General features: G+C 72.7%; 19 protein-coding genes. 4 read left to right on the forward strand and 15 right to left on the reverse strand.

The genetic code is table 11. From position 1 onward, the window contains the following. Nucleotides 1-404: 404 nt before the first annotated feature. Entirely contained in the window at nucleotides 405-1,148 is a 744-nt protein-coding gene (locus ACZ58N_RS06735) for a GntR family transcriptional regulator (RefSeq protein ID WP_471156601.1), read from the reverse strand. Between the two features lie 187 nt (nucleotides 1,149-1,335). Between ACZ58N_RS06735 and ACZ58N_RS06740 the strand changes: the two genes are divergently transcribed. Continuing rightward, nucleotides 1,336-1,470 carry a hypothetical protein gene (locus ACZ58N_RS06740; protein WP_471156379.1) on the forward strand — a complete coding sequence of 45 codons (135 nt, stop codon included), beginning with the start codon at nucleotides 1,336-1,338 and terminating at the stop codon, nucleotides 1,468-1,470. Continuing rightward, a complete protein-coding gene (locus tag ACZ58N_RS06745; RefSeq protein ID WP_471156381.1) occupies nucleotides 1,463-1,702 on the forward strand; it encodes a hypothetical protein in 240 nt (79 codons plus the stop codon). The genes ACZ58N_RS06740 and ACZ58N_RS06745 overlap by 8 nt, the downstream gene beginning before the upstream one ends. 472 nt (nucleotides 1,703-2,174) lie before the next feature. Here the strand turns inward: ACZ58N_RS06745 and ACZ58N_RS06750 are convergent, their stop codons facing one another. Continuing rightward, the gene (locus ACZ58N_RS06750; RefSeq protein WP_471156383.1) at nucleotides 2,175-3,059 is read right to left on the reverse strand and encodes a polysaccharide deacetylase family protein; all 885 of its coding nucleotides are present in this window, start codon (nucleotides 3,057-3,059) and stop codon (nucleotides 2,175-2,177) included. Continuing rightward, complete coding sequence (locus ACZ58N_RS06755) at nucleotides 3,056-4,003, reverse strand: polysaccharide deacetylase family protein (RefSeq protein ID WP_471156386.1); 948 nt, start codon at nucleotides 4,001-4,003, stop codon at nucleotides 3,056-3,058. The genes ACZ58N_RS06750 and ACZ58N_RS06755 overlap by 4 nt, the downstream gene beginning before the upstream one ends. A 90-nt stretch (nucleotides 4,004-4,093) precedes the next feature. Here ACZ58N_RS06755 and ACZ58N_RS06760 point away from each other — a divergent pair, with 90 nt between their 5' ends. Further along, nucleotides 4,094-5,278 (forward strand): class I SAM-dependent methyltransferase, encoded by a 1,185-nt coding sequence (locus tag ACZ58N_RS06760; RefSeq protein WP_471156389.1) that lies wholly within the window; start codon nucleotides 4,094-4,096, stop codon nucleotides 5,276-5,278. 28 nt (nucleotides 5,279-5,306) lie between these two features. Here ACZ58N_RS06760 and ACZ58N_RS06765 read toward each other — a convergent pair whose 3' ends face one another. From ACZ58N_RS06765 to tsaB, 5 genes are all read right to left on the reverse strand, one after another. Continuing rightward, on the reverse strand, nucleotides 5,307-5,969 hold the full coding sequence (locus tag ACZ58N_RS06765) for a hypothetical protein (RefSeq protein WP_471156392.1): 663 nt from the start codon (nucleotides 5,967-5,969) through the stop codon (nucleotides 5,307-5,309). 191 nt (nucleotides 5,970-6,160) lie between these two features. After that, nucleotides 6,161-6,433: a hypothetical protein gene (locus ACZ58N_RS06770; RefSeq protein WP_471156395.1), complete on the reverse strand. Its 273-nt coding sequence runs from the start codon at nucleotides 6,431-6,433 to the stop codon at nucleotides 6,161-6,163. Beyond that, nucleotides 6,430-7,581 (reverse strand): tRNA (adenosine(37)-N6)-threonylcarbamoyltransferase complex transferase subunit TsaD, encoded by a 1,152-nt coding sequence (gene tsaD, locus ACZ58N_RS06775; RefSeq protein WP_471156398.1) that lies wholly within the window; start codon nucleotides 7,579-7,581, stop codon nucleotides 6,430-6,432. Before tsaD ends, ACZ58N_RS06770 begins: the two co-directional genes overlap by 4 nt. Further along, a complete protein-coding gene (gene rimI / locus ACZ58N_RS06780; protein ID WP_471156603.1) occupies nucleotides 7,574-8,056 on the reverse strand; it encodes a ribosomal protein S18-alanine N-acetyltransferase in 483 nt (160 codons plus the stop codon). Before rimI ends, tsaD begins: the two co-directional genes overlap by 8 nt. Nucleotides 8,057-8,082: 26 nt before the next feature. Beyond that, a complete protein-coding gene (gene tsaB, locus ACZ58N_RS06785; RefSeq protein WP_471156400.1) occupies nucleotides 8,083-8,745 on the reverse strand; it encodes a tRNA (adenosine(37)-N6)-threonylcarbamoyltransferase complex dimerization subunit type 1 TsaB in 663 nt (220 codons plus the stop codon). A gap of 137 nt (nucleotides 8,746-8,882) precedes the next feature. Here tsaB and ACZ58N_RS06790 point away from each other — a divergent pair, with 137 nt between their 5' ends. Beyond that, nucleotides 8,883-9,440: a hypothetical protein gene (locus ACZ58N_RS06790; protein WP_471156402.1), complete on the forward strand. Its 558-nt coding sequence runs from the start codon at nucleotides 8,883-8,885 to the stop codon at nucleotides 9,438-9,440. Between the two features lie 80 nt (nucleotides 9,441-9,520). Here the strand turns inward: ACZ58N_RS06790 and ACZ58N_RS06795 are convergent, their stop codons facing one another. The 7 genes from ACZ58N_RS06795 to glmS all read right to left on the reverse strand — a co-directional run bounded on the left by ACZ58N_RS06795 (nucleotide 9,521) and on the right by glmS (nucleotide 16,584). After that, on the reverse strand, nucleotides 9,521-9,706 hold the full coding sequence (locus tag ACZ58N_RS06795) for a hypothetical protein (RefSeq protein ID WP_471156404.1): 186 nt from the start codon (nucleotides 9,704-9,706) through the stop codon (nucleotides 9,521-9,523). A 194-nt stretch (nucleotides 9,707-9,900) separates the two neighbouring features. Then, nucleotides 9,901-10,449: a tRNA (adenosine(37)-N6)-threonylcarbamoyltransferase complex ATPase subunit type 1 TsaE gene (gene tsaE / locus ACZ58N_RS06800; protein ID WP_281204276.1), complete on the reverse strand. Its 549-nt coding sequence runs from the start codon at nucleotides 10,447-10,449 to the stop codon at nucleotides 9,901-9,903. Further along, on the reverse strand, nucleotides 10,406-11,593 hold the full coding sequence (locus ACZ58N_RS06805) for an alpha/beta fold hydrolase (RefSeq protein ID WP_471156406.1): 1,188 nt from the start codon (nucleotides 11,591-11,593) through the stop codon (nucleotides 10,406-10,408). The genes tsaE and ACZ58N_RS06805 overlap by 44 nt, the downstream gene beginning before the upstream one ends. Nucleotides 11,594-11,610: 17 nt before the next feature. After that, complete coding sequence (gene alr, locus ACZ58N_RS06810) at nucleotides 11,611-12,759, reverse strand: alanine racemase (RefSeq protein WP_471156407.1); 1,149 nt, start codon at nucleotides 12,757-12,759, stop codon at nucleotides 11,611-11,613. Between the two features lie 103 nt (nucleotides 12,760-12,862). After that, nucleotides 12,863-14,275 carry an NAD(P)H-hydrate dehydratase gene (locus tag ACZ58N_RS06815; protein WP_471156408.1) on the reverse strand — a complete coding sequence of 471 codons (1,413 nt, stop codon included), beginning with the start codon at nucleotides 14,273-14,275 and terminating at the stop codon, nucleotides 12,863-12,865. A 66-nt stretch (nucleotides 14,276-14,341) separates the two neighbouring features. Next, nucleotides 14,342-14,710, reverse strand: coding sequence for a holo-ACP synthase (locus tag ACZ58N_RS06820; protein ID WP_471156409.1), 369 nt, complete (start codon nucleotides 14,708-14,710; stop codon nucleotides 14,342-14,344). A 26-nt stretch (nucleotides 14,711-14,736) separates the two neighbouring features. After that, a complete protein-coding gene (gene glmS / locus ACZ58N_RS06825; protein ID WP_471156411.1) occupies nucleotides 14,737-16,584 on the reverse strand; it encodes a glutamine--fructose-6-phosphate transaminase (isomerizing) in 1,848 nt (615 codons plus the stop codon). Between the last annotated feature and the right edge of the window lie 51 nt (nucleotides 16,585-16,635).

The raw sequence follows: 16,635 nt of genomic DNA on the forward strand, positions 1-16,635 counted from the left end.
GTCGCGTCGCTTCGCGATGGCCTACGGCCACCCTTGACCGACCGACCCGCCCCGGAAAGCCGAAGACCGACGGGAACCCCCCAAAAGAACGGTCACGGGTCAGAGATGGACAGGGACGGGTCCCTCAGTGACGAGACGACGGGCCGGGTGCTGCCGGATTGGGCATGCGGGGAGGTCGGAGGGCCTGCGGCCGGACCACGAGCGCGGGCACGGGCTCTACCCGCCCGTCAGGACGAAAAAGTCGGCCTGAGGCGCAGGTAGAGGGGGAAGACGCACCGGGTTCGTGGGTTCTTCGCCCGGTTCGGTGTCTGCGAGCTGCCTGGGCTGAAGGAGCAGGTTGCTTGCCGCTGTGTGGAGGCTTTCAGGCGCGGAATCGACGCGGTTTGGCGGGCCCGAGGTGGCTCCTAGGCGTCGAAGTCGTACTCCAGCACGTAGGACGCGGAGTCCAAGGTCATCTCGTTGACCTCTACGACCCGGCCGTCTTCGGTGAACGCGGTACGGATGATCTGGATGACGGGTGTGCCCATGGCGAGTGACAGTCGCTCGGCCTCATCGGCCGAAGGCATACGAGAACGGATCTCCTCGCGGAAGTGAGTGGGACGATGCCCCAGCTCGGCCAACCTCGCGTAGGTGCCACCAGGGCCGGTGTCGACCTGAGTGATGACGGAGTCGGCGACCACGTCGGACGGCAGGTACGACTTCGCGAAAAGCACCGGCTTGCCGTCGAGCACGAAGCGGCGACCACGGGTCCAGACCCGGGAGTCGGAAGGAACGCCGAGAGCGTCGGCGATGCGACTGTCGGCCCCTTCCTCCCGCACCTCGATCTGATCGACGACCAAGTCGCGATCTTCGGTGTCGGTGGACCAGATGGATCGGCCCGAGCCCCACTGTTCCTGCGCCAGCCGTTGAAGACCTCGTCGCCGTAGCGGTCTGAACGCCCGGACGAAGACGCCCGCACCCTTCCGCGCCTCGGCGAGTCCTTCGTTCTGAAGCACACCGAGGGCCTGCCGTGCCGTCATCCGAGCAACGTCGTACGCAGCCATCAGGTCGTTCTCACCCGGCAGCCGGTCCCCCGGCCCGTACTCCCCCGACTGGATGGCCGCCCTCAACGCATCAGCGATCCGCCGGTACTTCGGCTGGCCCGTCATCAAACCGATCACTCCCTCTCCTCTCTAGACACCCTAGGGCCAAAGGTCGGTCGCTGCGTCCGGCCAGAGCAACGCCCGAGTCCGTGACATCTCTGGACATGTCTTGACGGCGCGAGGTCGCATCAGCTGCAATACCTACATCTCTAGAGAGGTTCCCAGGCACCCACACGGCTGAGGAGTAGCACGTATGCGCCTGATTGCCATCGCCATCGAAACCGAAGACAACGCTGCGTCGATCGAACCCGGCGCGGAACTACTCGACCGAGCGCTGGTCGGCTGGGAGCGCTTCCTCGACACCTTCGAGGGCGCGCCCGATGAGTGAGCGCTACGAGTACCTACCGCATCGACTTCTGCGGCAGCGGGTGCGCGACGTGGCCTCCGGCACCGAGGGGGAATTGATGGCCGTGGTCAATGAAAACGTCTCGGACTCGCCCCTGATTGATCACTGGATGGAGTTGGCCTACATCCGCGCCGCATCCGGCCGTGAGTTCACCACGGCGATCCACAACATCCAGCCCGCCGTTGACCAACCACGAAAAAGTCGCAGGCAATAAGGCGTGAGGAGGACCTACGGTTCAGACGGTTCTCGGCCGCCCGACATCCCCCTGAGGTCGATTTCCTCGTCCTGACGAGCAGGTAGGGGCCCATGGCCGCGCTCGTGGTCCGGCCGCAGGCCTTCCGACCTCCCCGTATGCCCGATCTACCGGCGCCCGGCCCGTCGTCTCGTCACTGAGGGACCCGTCCCTGTTCATCTCTGACCCGTGACCGTTCTTTTGGGGGGTTCCCGTCGGTCTTCGGCTTTCCGGGGCGGGTCGGTCGGTCAAGGGTGGCCGAAGGCCATCGCGAAGCGACGCGACCGCAGGGAGCGCCCTTGAGGGACCGGCCCGACACGGGGAGACGATGAGACCGGCGGGAACCCCCCAAACCCTCCCCGACACGGATCAAGGGCATCCCGCCCACCCCCGACCCCACCAACAGGCCAACCCCGCCCCACCCCACCCCGCCCCACCCCGCCCCGCCCCGCCCCTACAGCCAGTCCTCCAACCGCCCTATGCGGTAGCCCTGCTCCTGGATGCTGCGCAGCATGCGCGTGGTCATCTGGGTTTCCGTCGCGCCCTTGAGTTCCGAAGGGCCGCGGAAGTGGGCCAGGACGATGTCGCCCGGGTGGAGGGCGGAGCCCTCGGCGTACTGGAAGTCGTTGATCTGCATCGACGCGCGCCACAGGACGACCGAGGAGATTCCGCACTCGGAAGCGGCCCTGAGGGTGTCGTCGTTGTAGTTGCCGAACGGCGGCCGGAAGAGCGGCGGGCGTTGGCCGAAGCGCTGCTGCAGGCGGTCCTGCTGACCGCATATCTCCTTCTTCTGCGCCGCGTAGGGCAGGGTCCGGAGGTTCGGGTGGGTCAGGGTGTGGTTGTTCACCGTGCTGCCGGAGCCGTTGTCGCGGAGCTTCTCGAAGTGTCCGTAGTCCGCGGAGGCCACGTTGTCGGTGAGGAACATGCTGATCGGCAGCTTGAGTTCGGCTGCCATCCTCAGGAATTCGGGGTCCTTCTCCGCGCCGTCGTCGAAGGTCAGGAACACGACCTTGTCCTGCGGCGCGACGGGTATTCGGTCCACGACCGCCGCCTTGCCCGGGGCGGCCTTCGGGAGTTGGGGTTTGCGGTCCGGCTTGGGGGCGTACTGGACGGGGGCGGTCAGCCCCCACTTGCGGTACGCCTCGTCCGAGGAACGCGTGGACGAGGAGGGGGAGGCGGAGGCCCCGACGGACGGGGAGGCCGTGGGGGTCGCCCCGTCCTGCGTGGCCTTGCGGCCGAGCCGTTCGATCGGATCCACGCTGTTCCCGCACCCCGACAGGGAAAGCGCGAGCGCGCCGGCCATCAGCGTCCCGGCCAGCAGCCGGCGCGCGTGCGTCACAGGTAGTCCTCCAGGCGGGCCACGGCGTACCCCTTGTCCGTGATGGTCTTCATCGCATGCCGGATCATGTCAGGCATCGTGCCCTTCCAGTCGTCCCGGCCCCGGAAGTGGGTCAGGATGATGTCACCGGGGTGCAGGTCACGGTCCCACTCCCGGTAGTCCATCCGGTTCACGAAGGCCTCGGCGTTCCACAGCGGAACGGCCTTGATCCCGCAGGACTTCGCCGCCTTGAGCGTGTCCTGGTTGTAGTTGCCGTACGGCGGACGGAAGAGCGTGGGCCGCTTGCCGAACTGCTTCTGGATGGTGTCCTGCTGCCCGCAGATCTCCTGGCGCTGCTCCTCGTACGACAGCGCCGGCATGTAGCGGTGGTTGAGGGTGTGGTTGTTCAAGGTGACGCCGGCGGCCTGCATCTCCTTGAAGTAGGGGTAGTTGTCGCGGACGACGTAGTCGCTGAGGAACGCCGTGTACGGGATCTTCAGCTCCTTCATCATCCTGATGAACTCGGGGTCCTTCTCCGCGCCGTCGTCGACGGTCAGGAAGACGACCTTGTCCTCCGTCGGGACCGTCGTGAAGACGTGCGGGAGTTCCTCCTGGTCCTCGACCTCGAAGCCGTCGCGGGTGGTGATCTCCGGCTTCTCCTTGGGCCCCGGCGGGGCGACGAGGGGCGGCTTGGCCAGGCCCCACCGCTTCGCGGCGGCGACCCGGGCCTGTTGGGCGGCCTTGAGCCGGTCGGCGACGTTACCGGCGGCGCCCGCCGCGGGCCCCGCCTCGGCACCCTTGGCGGGCTTGGCCTTGGCCGGCGTCTCCTGCTCCCCGGCGCCGCATCCCGTTCCGAGGGCGGCCACCAGCAGCGCGGCCACGGCCACCCCGTACCGGCCGAGCGGACGCGCCGCCGACCGGTGACCCATGTGCGCGTTCTTTCCCTTTTGTCGTACTAGCTGCATAGCTGCGGATCTTTACATCGCACAACCACCCGCCCCGGCCGACACCACGGCCGGACTCCCCCCTTCCATCGACTGGCCCACAATGGAGCGGTGACCCCCGAAGACTTCGCCGCGCTCCTCACCCCCGAGGGCCACGCGCTCCTCGACTCGCTCCGCGACCACGACCCCGCCCAGGAGCTGGCCCTCGCCACCCGGCTGCGCCGCGAGCACCCCGCGCCCCTGGTGTCGGCGGCGCTGGGGCAGGCCAGGTTGCGGCAACGGGCGGTGGCGAAGTTCGGGGCCGAGGACGCGTTCCGGATGTACTTCACGCCCGGCGGCGGCGAGATGGCCACCCGCGCACCGGTGGCCGCGTACCGTGCGGGCCGGCTCGCGGAGCTCGGCGTACGGAGCGTCGCGGACCTCTGCTGCGGCATCGGCGGGGACGCCCTCGCCCTGGCCCGGCTCGGGATCCGGGTGCTGGCGGTGGACGTCGACCCGCTGACGGTGGCCGTCGCCCGGGCCAACGCCGAGGCGCTGGGACTGGCGGACCTGATCGAGGTCCGCGAGGCGGACGTGACGGACGTGGACGTGTCCGGGTACGACGCCGTCTTCATCGACCCGGCGCGCCGCGGCGGCCGGGGCCGCGTCTTCGACCCGGAGTCGTACTCGCCACCGCTGTCGTGGGCCGTGGCCACGGCCCGTACGGCGAAGTACGCGGCCCTCAAGATCGCACCCGGTATCCCGCACGAGGCGGTGCCGGAGGAGGCCGAGGCGGAGTGGATCTCCGACCACGGGGACGTCAAGGAGGCCGTGCTGTGGTTCGGGACCACTCCCGGCACCGTACGCGCCACCCTGCTGCCCGGCCCCCGGCGGCTGCACACCACCGCCCCGCTGCCCGACCCGGAGGCCGGTCCGGTCGGCCGCTGGCTCTACGAACCGGACGGGGCCGTGATCCGCGCCCACCTGGTCGCCGAGGTGGCCGAGGAGCTCGGCGGCCGACTCATCGACCCGACCATCGCCTACGTCACCGCCGACGAGCTGCGCCCCACGCCCTGGGCGACCGCGTACGAGATCACCGACGTCCTGCCGTTCGGGCTGAAGAAGCTGAAGGCCCTGCTGCGCGAGCGCGAGGTCGGCATCCTGACCGTGAAGAAGCGCGGGTCGGCCATCGAGCCGGAGGAGCTCCGCAAGAAGGTGAAGCCCCAGGGGCCGAACTCCGCGACGGTGTTCCTGACCCGGGTCGCGGGAGCGCCCTCCATGCTGATCGGCTCCCCCGCGCAGGTGCCGGGGGCCTGACCCGCACCCGGGGCCCCGCCGGGTTCCGTCAGTACGCCGTGTCCCGGAGCACCGGGACGGCCGGGCGGGCGGCCCGTGCGGGGCGACCGGAGCACGCCAGCCGGCGGTGGTGCACGCCCGCCCTGGCCAGTCCCAGCAGACCGGTGATCCACAGGATCATGCCGAGCCCCATGAGGTAGGCGACCTCGCCGTACGTGTGCTCCCCCGGCCGCGCTCCGGCCGCGGCCGCGAAGGCCAACCAGAGTCCGGTGGCGCCCAGCGCGAGCGAACCCGTCAGCCACACCAGGCTCCGCCCGGGCGCCCGCAGCCCGCTCCCGGCGCCGGCGGGGTCCCGCCCGGCTTCGAGCCAGGCGCACAGCAGTCGGCTCAGCCGTCGTTCCTGCCGGACGCCGCGGACGAACCAGGAAGCGGCCGGTACCAGCACGCCCAACCCGATGAGGCCGAAGACGAACCCGAAGAAGCACGAGAGCGGGTCGCCGGATTCGAGGGCGGTGACGGCCATGCCGACGAAGGTCCAGCCGACCACGAACAGCGCGGAGACGGCCCAGAGCAGCAGCAGCCGCCCCAGGCCCAGGGTGCGCCGGCCCAGGTCCGCCAGGAACCGTGCCCGGTCGGCCCGTACGGCGCCCTCGTCCAGCCACTCGCGCAGGTGCGCGGGCGGCGGTGGGGGCGGGAGCTCACGACGAGACATGGACATGACCGTAGTGGTAGCCGGTACAGCCCCACCGGAGCCCCCTTCGACCCCCGATCCAGCCACCGCCCCACGGCCACCGACCCGGCCCCCGGCCCGGCCGCCGAACCGCGCGATCCGACCGGCACGATCCGAACCGCGCGATCCGAACCGCGCGTTCCGGCCCCCGATCCGCCCCGGGGCCCGCGACGTCAGCCGCCCGTGACCTCCACCGACTCGAACCGCCACCGGTGCACGGCCCGCGTGATCAGGTCGGCGGCCGGTTCCGGCAGCTCCGGAAGCTCCGTCGCCGTGCCCTCGGCGGCGTCCCACCAGGTGACCACGAGCACCCGGTCCTGGCCGGCCCGCAGCACCTCGCGGCGCACCGGCTCGCGGGCCAGGACCTGCGCCCGGGCCCACTCCAGGAGCTCGTTGCCCCGGCCCTCGACGGCCCGGGCCTCCCACATCAGCGCGACGGTGCTCACGAGTAGAGGTTGTCCTTGCTGAGCTCGTGCACATGGTCGTGATCATGGCCGTGACCGTGCGCGTGCCCGCCTTCGGAGCCGTCCCCGTGTCCGTCACCGTGCGACGCCCCCGGGACGTGCGGTTCGGTCACCGGCAGCGAGGAGTCGGCGGACAGGTCCCAGTCGGAGGCCGGCCGGTTCCGCTTGACCATCTCCGCGCCCAGTGCCGCCACCATCGCGCCGTTGTCCGTGCACAGCTTCGGCCGCGGCACGCGCAGGATGATCCCCGCGTCGTCGCAGCGCTCCTGCGCGAGCGAGCGGAGCCGCGAGTTGGCGGCGACGCCGCCGCCGATCATCAGGTGGTCGACGCCCTCGTCCTTGCAGGCGCGGATCGCCTTGCGGGTCAGCACGTCCACCACCGCTTCCTGGAAGGACGCCGCCACGTCGCGCACCGGCACCTCCTCGCCCGCCTTGCGCTTCGCCTCGATCCAGCGGGCGACGGCCGTCTTGAGGCCGGAGAAGGAGAAGTCGTACGCCGCGTCGCGGGGGCCCGTCAGACCGCGCGGGAAGTTGATCGCCTTCGGGTCGCCCTCGCGGGCCAGCCGGTCGATGACCGGGCCGCCGGGGAAGCCGAGCTGGAGCACCCGGGCGATCTTGTCGAAGGCCTCGCCGGCGGCGTCGTCGATGGTGGCGCCGAGCGGACGGACGTCCGAGGTGATGTCCGGGGCCAGCAGCAGCGAGGAGTGGCCGCCGGACACCAGCAGCGCCATGGTCGGCTCGGGCAGCGGCCCGTGCTCCAGCTGGTCGACGCAGATGTGCGAGGCGAGGTGGTTGACCCCGTAGAGCGGCTTGCCCAGGGCGTACGCGTACGCCTTCGCCGCGGAGACGCCCACCAGGAGGGCCCCCGCGAGGCCCGGCCCGGCGGTGACCGCGATGCCGTCGAGGTCGCGGGCGCTGACGCCGGCCTCCTTCAGGGCGCGCTCGATGGTGGGGACCATGGCCTCCAGGTGGGCCCGGGAGGCGACCTCGGGCACGACGCCGCCGAAGCGGGCGTGCTCGTCGACGCTCGACGCGATGGCGTCCGCGAGCAGGGTCGTGCCGCGGACGACGCCGACGCCGGTCTCGTCGCAGGAGGTCTCGATGCCGAGGACGAGAGGTTCGTCAGCCATTGCTCTCACTGCTCTCAGTTCGTGCTTGTGCGGGGTCGGTCAGTCGCATCACGAGCGCGTCGACGTTCCCGGGCTGGTAGTAGCCGCGGCGGAAGCCGATCGGTTCGAAGCCGAAGCGCTCGTAGAGCCGCTGGGCGCGGGTGTTGTCCACCCGGACCTCCAGCAGCACCTCGGCGCATTCGAAGGCGGTCGCGGCGCGCAGCAGTTCGGACAGCAGCCGGGCTCCGAGGCCGGTGCCCCAGTGTTCGCGGGCGACCGCGATGGTCTGTACGTCGGCCAGGTCACCGGCGGACGCCAGCCCGGCGTAGCCCGCCGGGCGGCCCGTCGCCGGGTCCTCGGCGACGACGTAGCGGCGGGTGGCGTGCGGGCCGCGCGCGTGCGCGAGTTCGGACCAGAACATGCCGGCGGACCAGGCGTCGTCGGGGAAGAGCTCGTGTTCGAGCTCCAGCACCGGGTCGATGTCCCACCAGCGCATTTCGCGCAGCGCGGGGGTCTCGGGGGTCACTTCGGGGTGACCACCTTGTAGTTCTTGGGCACCTGGGCGTCGGGCCGGCGCAGGTAGAGCGGGGTGGGCGGGAGGAACTCGGCGCCTGCGGCGAGCCGTTCGGCGGCCAGGGCGGCGAGGGAGGCCGCCGACTGGTGCTCGGGGGCGCGCGCGTCCGCGAACACGTCGGGGTACAGGTGGGCGCCCTGGCCCACCGCGGGCAGTCCGGCGACGTGCTCGGCGATGTCGGCCGGGCGGTCCACGGCGGGCTCGCCGGTCCGGGTGCGGGGGTCCTCGTACCGGGCCCAGTAGACCTCCTTGCGCCGCGCGTCGGTGGCGACGACGAAGGGGCCCTCGACGCCGGCGGCGCCCGCGGCGTACGCGAGGCCGTCGAGGGTGCACAGGCCGTGGACCGGGACGCCGAGGACGGAGGCGAAGGTGGAGGCGGTGACGAGGCCGACGCGGAGCCCGGTGTAGGGGCCGGGGCCGACGCCCACGACGATGCCGGTGACGGCTTCGAGCTTCACCCCGGCCTCGGCGAGGACCTTGTCGACGGAGGGCAGCAGGAGCTCCCCGTGACGGCGGGCGTCGACCTGGTTCGACTCGGCGAGGACGGACTCCCCGTCGTGCAGGGCGACGGTGACGGCGGGCGTGGCGGTATCTACAGCGAGCAAGAGCACGCGAACAGCCTACGACTCCCGGGCCCCCGGGCCTTGCGGCCGGGGCGTCGGGCGGTCCTGCTGCTACCTTTCGACCGGGGTTATCGCACCCAAGTCCGGACGCAGGTCCACACACATGTGCGGAGAGGTGGAGCAAGGTGGCACGCAGCAGCTCGGGAATCGTGGCCGGGCTCACGATCGCGGCGATCGCCGCCGTCGGATTCCTCGGCTACCAGGCCTCGGCGACCGCACCCGCGCTGCCCCCGAAGGCGGCCCCGTCCGCTCCCGCCACGCCCGCCCCCGACCAGGCGCAGGCCCAGCAGCCGGCGAAGCCGGGGGCCCTGCCGGCCGAATCCGGGGTCGGGACGCGCGTCGTGTACTCGCTGGGCCAGAAGCGGGTGTGGCTGGTCACGGAGGGTGCTCCGGAACCGCGGACCTTCACGGTGGTGCCGAGCACGGTGAACCCGGTGCCCGGCAGCTACGCGGTCACCTCGCGCTCGGGTTCGGTCACCGGCACGGACGGGGTGCCGATCGAGCACGTCGTGCGGTTCACCACCACCGAGGGCGTCGCCGTCGGCTTCAGTGCCCGCGTGGACGGCGCCACGCCGGCGCCGGACCAGGCGAAGAAGACCGGCGGCATCCGCATGGCGCGTGCGGACGGCGACGCGATGTGGGCGTTCGCCACGATCGGCGCGAAGATCATCGTCGTTCCCTGACCCGACGCCCCGACGACGACGCGCTCCGACCGACGCGCCGCCCCCGCCGTCTTCCGGCACGTTTCACCCGTACGTGGGTATCAGGCCGCTTCCGACTCCGGGGCGGCCTGTTCGCCGTGCGCGGGGGGCGCGGCGGCGGCGCGCGGCGCTTCGGGGGCCCGGCCGCGCCACGAGGGCGGTGTCGAGACCGCCGTGGCGGCCGCGCCCGCCGCGAGCAGGACCCGCATGGACAAGACGGGCGCTCGCTCTGCTCCCGCTACCGACATGGCTGCCTCCTGAACCCGGGACACCGTACTTAGGTAAACCTAACCAGTGCTGAGTACCATGTGACCACGCAGCCCGCCGGGAGCGCAATGTTTTTCCCGACGCGTTGTCGGTACCTTTTCGCGCGAGGAGCCCGGCGGGACGCCCGGGACGATCCCCGGCCGCCCGGTCCCGGGCACCGACGCGGACGCCGCCGCTACGCCAGCCCCGCCAACCCCGCCCCGACCCAACGCGCGCCGACGCCGCGCACCGCGACCTCGCGCACGTCGTCCAGGACCTCCTCGTGGCCGACCGCCCGGCCGATCACCACGTGCAGGCGGTCGTCGGAGAGCTCCTCCACCTTGCCGTCGCCCCATTCGACGACGACCACGGACTCGGGCAGCGAGACGTCGAGGTCCAGGTCCTCCATCTCGTCGAGCCCGCCGCCCAGTCGGTAGGCGTCCACGTGCACCAGCGCCGGCCCGTCGGCCAGGGGCGGGTGCACCCGGGCGATCACGAAGGTCGGGGAGGTCACCGCCCCGCGGACGCCGAGCCCCTCGCCGAGGCCCCGGGTCAGGGTGGTCTTGCCCGCGCCGAGCTCGCCCGTCAGCAGGACGAGGTCGCCGGGGCGCAGCAGGCCGGCGATCCTGCGGCCCAGGTCCTGCATGGAGGCGGGCGAGTCGACGGTGATCAGGGTTTCGGCGGCGGTTCCGGCGAGGACCTCAGCGGCCGGGCTGCGCGGCGCTTCCCGCGGCACTTCTTCCATCATGCGTCCCAACGTTAGCCGCTGCGGGAAGGGCTCCCGCGCGCGCCAGGAGGCCGGTCAGCAGCCCGGTCACGATGTCGGGGCGCTCCAGCATCATCAGGTGCCCGGTGCCTTCCAGCACCACCAGTTCGGCGGCCGGCAGCGTCTCCTTGATGGCGACGCTGTGTTCGGGCGGGGTGATCATGTCCCGGTCGGCGGCGATGACGGTGACGGGGACGTCCGCGAACCGTTGCAGCGCGGCGGTCTTGTCGTGGGTCTGGAACGCCGGGTAGAACGCGGCGACGACATCGATGGGGGTCGCCTCGATCAGCCGCTCGGCGAAGCGGGCGACGCCGGGGTCCACGTCCCGCGAACCGAACGAGTACATCTTGATCATGCCCGCGAAGAGGTCGGCGGTGGCCCGCCGGCCCCGTTCGACGAGTTCGGTCTGCGAGCCGAGGGCCCTGAGCACGCCCGGGAGCATCCGGCGGACGGCGCCCAGACCGTAGGCGGGCAGCCCGTAGGTCACCTCGTCGAGGCGTCCGCTGGAGGTTCCGACGAGCGCCACCCCGATGACGCGGTCGCGCACCAGCTCGGGGAACTGCTCGGCGAGGGCCATGACGGTCATCCCGCCCATCGAGTGGCCGACGAGCACGAGGGGACCCTCGGGCGCGGCGGCGTCGAGGACGGCCTTCAGGTCCCGGCCGAGCTGCTCGATGGTCACCGGCACGCCCTCGGCCTGGGCGACGCCCCGGCCGCTGCGGCCGTGGCTGCGCTGGTCCCAGTAGACGCTGCGGACCACCCCGCGCAGGGCGGCGCGCTGGAAGTGCCAGGAGTCCTGGCCGAGGCAGTAGCCGTGGCAGAAGACGACGGTGGCGCCGGCGGTGTCCGTGCGGCGCGGACGCCGCTTCTTGCCGTCGGGGGCCGGCCCGTCGGCCAGTTCGTCGATCTCGTAGTGGAGTTCGGTGCCGTCCTCGGCCCGGCAGGTGCCCTCGGTGCCGCGCAGGGAGCCGTAGTCGCCGGCCGCGTCGAGCGCGAGGCGCGCCTTCATCCGCAGGCCGCGTCCGACGGTGATCCGTTCGACGGCGACACCGGCCGCCGCGCCCGCCGCCAGCACGCCGATGGCCGCGCCGGCCCAGCCGGCCTTGCGCCAGTTCTCGCTCATGCCGTCGCCGTCCTCACTCAGCCGCCCAGGTACACCCGGGGGACCCGGCCTCCGATACGGGTGACGATCTCATACCCGATCGTATGTGCCGCTTGAGCCCAGTCCTCGGCGGTGGGTTCGCCCCGTTCGGCGTCACCGAACAGGACCGCCTCGTCCCCGGCCCGGACCGGCGCGGCTCCCGGGTCGGAGCCGAGGTCGACGACGAACTGGTCCATGGCGATCCGACCGGCCGCGTGGTGGATCCGGCCGCCGACCAGGACGGGCCCGGCGTCGGAGGCGTTCCGCGGGAAGCCGTCGGCGTATCCGGCGGGGATCAGCGCGAGCGTCGTCTCGGAGTCGGTGACGTGGTGGTGGCCGTAGCTCACGCCGTGTCCGGCGGGGACGGTCTTGACCAGGGCGACGGACGCCCTGACGGTCATGGCGGGGCGCAGGCCGAGCTGGGCGGGGGTGCCGAGTTCCGGCGCCGGTGAGACGCCGTAGACGGCGAGGCCGGGGCGGACGAGGTCGAAGTGGCTCTCGGGGAGGGTGAGCGTGGCCGGGGAGTTGGCGATGTGCCGCACCTCGGGGTCGACGCCCTCCTTCTCCGCGTAGGCGAGCATGTCACGGAAGGCGGTGAGCTGGAGCTGGATGGACGGGTGTCCGGGCTCGTCGGCGCAGGCGAAGTGCGACCAGACGCCGGTGACGTGGACGGTGCCCTCGGCCTGGGCGGCGACGGCGGCTCCGACCAGTTCCGCCCAGTCGGCCGGCTGGCAGCCGGCCCGGCCGAGGCCGGTGTCGGCCTTGAGCTGGACGCGGGCGGTGCGGCCGGCGGCGCGGGCCGCGGCGCGGACCTCGTCCAGGGCCCACAGCGCGCTGACGGACACGTCGATGTCGGCCTCGATGGCCTCCCGCCAGGGGCCGCCGGGGGTCCACAGCCAGCACAGCACCGGTCCCCCGATGCCGGCGGCCCGCAGTTCGAGCGCTTCCTCGGGGGTCGCGGTCCCGAGCCAGTCGGCGCCGGCCTCACGGGCCGCCCGGGCGCAGGGGACGGCCCCGTGCCCGTAGGCGTTCGCCTTGACGACGGCCATCAGCCGGGAACGGGGGGCCCGCGCGCGCAGGGCGCGTACGTTCTCCCGTACTGCGTCAAGGTCGATCTCGGCGTACACGCGCGTCGGAGTCTCGTTCATCGGGGCCAGTCTCTCAGAACCGCCCCCTACCGCCCGCCCCGCACCGGTCGCGGGGCGGGGCCAATCCGGCCCTCCGGGACAAATCCCCCGCACGGGCGGCGCGTCAGCGCAGGACGTCGCGCCACGCGTCGGGCAGGGCCCGCGCGACCTCGTGGGCCGTCACCGGGGCCCCGGCCGAGGCGCGGCGGGCGGCCAGGCCGTGCAGGTACGCCGCCACCGATCCGGCGTCGGGCCCGCCGAGCCCGGCCGCGAGCAGTGATCCGGCCAGCCCTGACAGCACGTCACCGCTCCCGGCGGTCGCCAGCCACGGGGTTCCGGTCGGGTTGACCCGGACGGGGGCGGTGCCGGAGGCCACCAGCGTCGTCGACCCCTTCAGCAGGACCGTCGCCCCGTACCGCACGGCCAGGGCCCGGACGGAGGCCAGCCGGCCCGCCTCGACCGCCGACCGGTCCACCCCGAGCAGGGCCGCCGCCTCTCCCGCGTGCGGGGTCAGCAGGGTCGCCGCCCGGCGTGCGCGCACCACGGCCGGGTCCAGTCCGCGCAGCCCGTCGGCGTCCACGAGCACCGCCGCGTCCCGGTCGGCCAGCGCCTCGGCGACCTCGGCGCCACGACCGTCGCCGATGCCCGGCCCGACCACCCACGCCTGCACCCGGCCGCGCCCGATCAGGGTCTCCGGGTACCGCGCGAGCACGGCCTCCGCGACGGCCGGGGGGCCCACGTACCGGACGGCGCCGGCGCCGCCGCGCAGGGCTCCGGCGACGGCCAGGACCGCCGCGCCCGGGTAGCGGTCGGACCCGGCGACGATGCCGACGACGCCGCGCCGGTACTTGTCGCTCGACGCCGTCGGGGCGGGCAGCAGCCGGGCCGCGTCGGCGTGTTGGAGGGCTTCCAGGTCGGGGGCGGGCAGCTCCAGCCCGATGTCCACGAGCCGGACGGCGCCGGCCAGCGACGCCCCCGGGTCGATGAGCAACCCGGGCTTGTACGCCCCGAAGGTCACCGTCACCCCGGCGGTGACGGCCGGGCCCGCCGTCTCCCCGGTGTCCGCGTCGACCCCGCTCGGCAGGTCCGCGGCGACGACGAGCGCGCCGTCGGGCACGCGTTCCGCGAGCGCCGCCGCCGCGGGGCGCAGCCCGCCATGGCCGCCGATGCCGAGCAGCCCGTCCACGACGAGGTCCGCCCGCGCCGGGACGGCGCCCGCGAGTCGACCTCCGGCGGCGCGCAGCGCGGCGAGCCCGCCCGGGTGCATCCGCTCGGGGTCCAGCGGTACCGCCGTCACCCCGGCGCCGCGCCGGGCCAGGCGGGCGCCGGCGTACAGGGCGTCGCCGCCGTTGTCGCCGGGTCCGACGAGCAGCACCACCTTCGCCCCGTAGACCCGGCCGCGGCGCCTCGTGAGCAGACCGGCGCAGACGACGGCCAGTCCGGCCGCCGCCCGGGCCATGAGGGTGCCTTCGGGCAATCGGGCGATCAGCTCGCGCTCGGCGGCCCGTACGGTCTCCACGCTGTAAGCAGTACGCATGCCCCCAGCGTGCCCGAAGGGGCCGCTGGGGGCCCGGGGACGACGGACCGGAGGACGGCCCGGCCCTCAGCCCTCGGCGATCACCACGGCCGACGCGACTCCGGCGTCGTGGCTCAGCGAGATGTGCCAGGACGTCACCCCGAGGGCCGCGGCCCGCGCGGCGACCGTCCCGGAGACGCGCAGCCGGGGCCGACCGCTGTCCTCGACGTACACCTCGGCGTCGGTCCACAGCAGCCCGGCGGGCGCGCCGAGGGCCTTGGCGAGGGCTTCCTTGGCGGCGAAGCGGGCGGCGAGCGAGGCGGTTCCGCGTCGCTCGCCGCTCGGCAGCGTCAGTTCGGATTCGAGGAAGAGGCGGTGCGCCATGTTCGGCGTGCGCTCCAGCGCGGCGCCGAACCGCTCGATCTCGGCAACGTCAATCCCCACACCGACAATCACAGCAACGAACCAGCCCTACTGATCGCTCACTCCACGGTCACCGACTTGGCGAGGTTACGCGGCTGGTCGACCTCGTTGCCCCGCGCGGTCGCCAGTTCGCAGGCGAAGACCTGGAGCGGCACGGTCGCCACCAGCGGCTGGAGCAGGGTGGGCGTCGCGGGGATCCGGATCAGGTGGTCGGCGTAGGGGACGACGGCCTCGTCGCCCTCCTCCGCGATCACGATGGTCCGCGCCCCGCGGGCCCGAATCTCCTGGATGTTCGACACGATCTTGTCGTGGAGCACGGACCGGCCGCGCGGCGACGGCACGACGACGACCACCGGCAGGTCGTGCTCGATCAGGGCGATCGGCCCGTGCTTGAGCTCGCCCGCCGCGAAGCCCTCGGCGTGCATGTACGCGAGTTCCTTGAGCTTGAGCGCGCCCTCCAACGCCACCGGGTAGCCGACGTGTCGGCCGAGGAACAGCACCGTGTCCTTGTCGGCGAGGGACCGCGCGAGGGCCCGTACGGGCTCCATCGTCTCCAGCACGGTGTCCACGGCGGCGGCGATGTCCGACAGTTCCCGGATCACGGCCTGGATCTCGTCGCCCCACTTGGTGCCGCGGACCTGACCGAGGTAGAGCGCGACGAGGTAGCAGGCCACCAGCTGCGTCAGGAACGCCTTCGTGGAGGCGACGGCGACCTCGGGGCCGGCGTGCGTGTAGAGCACGGCGTCCGATTCGCGCGGGATGGTGGAGCCGTTCGTGTTGCAGACGGCCAGCACCTTGGCGCCCTGCTCGCGGGCGTGCCGCAACGCCATCAGGGTGTCCATGGTCTCGCCGGACTGCGAGATCGCGATGACGAGCGTCCGCTGGTCGAGGATCGGGTCGCGGTAGCGGAACTCGCTGGCCAGCTCGGTCTCGCAGGGGATGCGGGTCCAGTGCTCGATGGCCAGCTTCGCGATCATGCCGGCGTGGTAGGCCGTGCCGCAGGCCACGATGACGACCTTGTCGACCTCGCGGAGCACCGAGGTGGGGATGCGGACCTCGTCGAGGGTCAGCAGCCCGCTGCCGTCGATCCGGCCGAGGAGGGTGTCCGCGACGGCCTTCGGCTGCTCGGCGATCTCCTTGAGCATGAAGTAGTCGTAGCCGCCCTTCTCGGCGGCGGAGGCGTCCCAGTCGACGTGGTAGGCCCGCACCTCGGCGGGCGCCCCGTCGAAGTCGGTGACCACGACCCCGTCGCGGCGCAGTTCGACGACCTGGTCCTGGCCCAGTTCGATCGCGGAGCGGGTGTGCGCGATGAAGGCGGCGACGTCCGAGGCGAGGAAGTTCTCGCCCTCGCCCACGCCCACCACCAGCGGGGAGTTGCGGCGTGCGCCGATGACGACGTCCGGCTGGTCGGCGTGCACCGCGACCAGGGTGAAGGCGCCCTGGAGCCGCCGGCAGACCCGGCGCATGGATTCGGCGAGGTCCCCCCACACCGCGAACTGCTCGGCGAGCAGGTGCGCGACGACCTCGGTGTCGGTCTCGGACTCCAGCCGGTGCCCGCGCTCGGCCAGTTCGCCGCGCAGTTCCGCGAAGTTCTCGATGATGCCGTTGTGGACGACGGCCACCCGGCCGGAGTTGTCCAGATGGGGATGGGCGTTGACGTCGGTGGGCCCTCCGTGGGTGGCCCAACGGGTGTGCCCGAGGCCGGTGGAGCCGGCCGGCAGGGGCTGCCCGACGAGTTCCTTCTCCAGGTTGACCAGCTTGCCGGCCTTCTTGACGTTGGCGAGTTCCCCGTCGGCGAGCACGGCGATGCCCGCCGAGTCGTAGCCGCGGTACTCCAGCCGCTTCAGTCCGGCGATGACCACATCGAGCGCCGATTGCGCTCCTACGTAACCCACAATTCCGCACATAGGCGGCAGCGTACGCCGATGTGCGCCCCGTGCCCCGTACCCGAACAGGAC

Source organism: Streptomyces sp. NPDC040432 (assembly GCF_055595445.1).

What these genes read in the sequence shown, in the direction of transcription:
- ACZ58N_RS06745 (WP_471156381.1), top strand. Translation starts at nt 1,463, where the DNA reads ATGAGTGAGCGCTACGAGTACCTACCGCATCGACTTCTGCGGCAGCGG.
- ACZ58N_RS06740 (WP_471156379.1), top strand. Translation starts at nt 1,336, where the DNA reads ATGCGCCTGATTGCCATCGCCATCGAAACCGAAGACAACGCTGCGTCG.
- glmS (WP_471156411.1), bottom strand. Translation starts at nt 16,584, where the DNA reads ATGTGCGGAATTGTGGGTTACGTAGGAGCGCAATCGGCGCTCGATGTG.
- ACZ58N_RS06765 (WP_471156392.1), bottom strand. Translation starts at nt 5,969, where the DNA reads ATGTCTCGTCGTGAGCTCCCGCCCCCACCGCCGCCCGCGCACCTGCGC.
- rimI (WP_471156603.1), bottom strand. Translation starts at nt 8,056, where the DNA reads ATGCGCTGGTGGGACATCGACCCGGTGCTGGAGCTCGAACACGAGCTC.
- ACZ58N_RS06805 (WP_471156406.1), bottom strand. Translation starts at nt 11,593, where the DNA reads ATGAGCGAGAACTGGCGCAAGGCCGGCTGGGCCGGCGCGGCCATCGGC.
- tsaE (WP_281204276.1), bottom strand. Translation starts at nt 10,449, where the DNA reads ATGGAAGAAGTGCCGCGGGAAGCGCCGCGCAGCCCGGCCGCTGAGGTC.
- alr (WP_471156407.1), bottom strand. Translation starts at nt 12,759, where the DNA reads ATGAACGAGACTCCGACGCGCGTGTACGCCGAGATCGACCTTGACGCA.
- tsaD (WP_471156398.1), bottom strand. Translation starts at nt 7,581, where the DNA reads ATGGCTGACGAACCTCTCGTCCTCGGCATCGAGACCTCCTGCGACGAG.
- ACZ58N_RS06735 (WP_471156601.1), bottom strand. Translation starts at nt 1,148, where the DNA reads ATGACGGGCCAGCCGAAGTACCGGCGGATCGCTGATGCGTTGAGGGCG.
- ACZ58N_RS06795 (WP_471156404.1), bottom strand. Translation starts at nt 9,706, where the DNA reads ATGTCGGTAGCGGGAGCAGAGCGAGCGCCCGTCTTGTCCATGCGGGTC.
- ACZ58N_RS06815 (WP_471156408.1), bottom strand. Translation starts at nt 14,275, where the DNA reads ATGCGTACTGCTTACAGCGTGGAGACCGTACGGGCCGCCGAGCGCGAG.
- ACZ58N_RS06755 (WP_471156386.1), bottom strand. Translation starts at nt 4,003, where the DNA reads ATGCAGCTAGTACGACAAAAGGGAAAGAACGCGCACATGGGTCACCGG.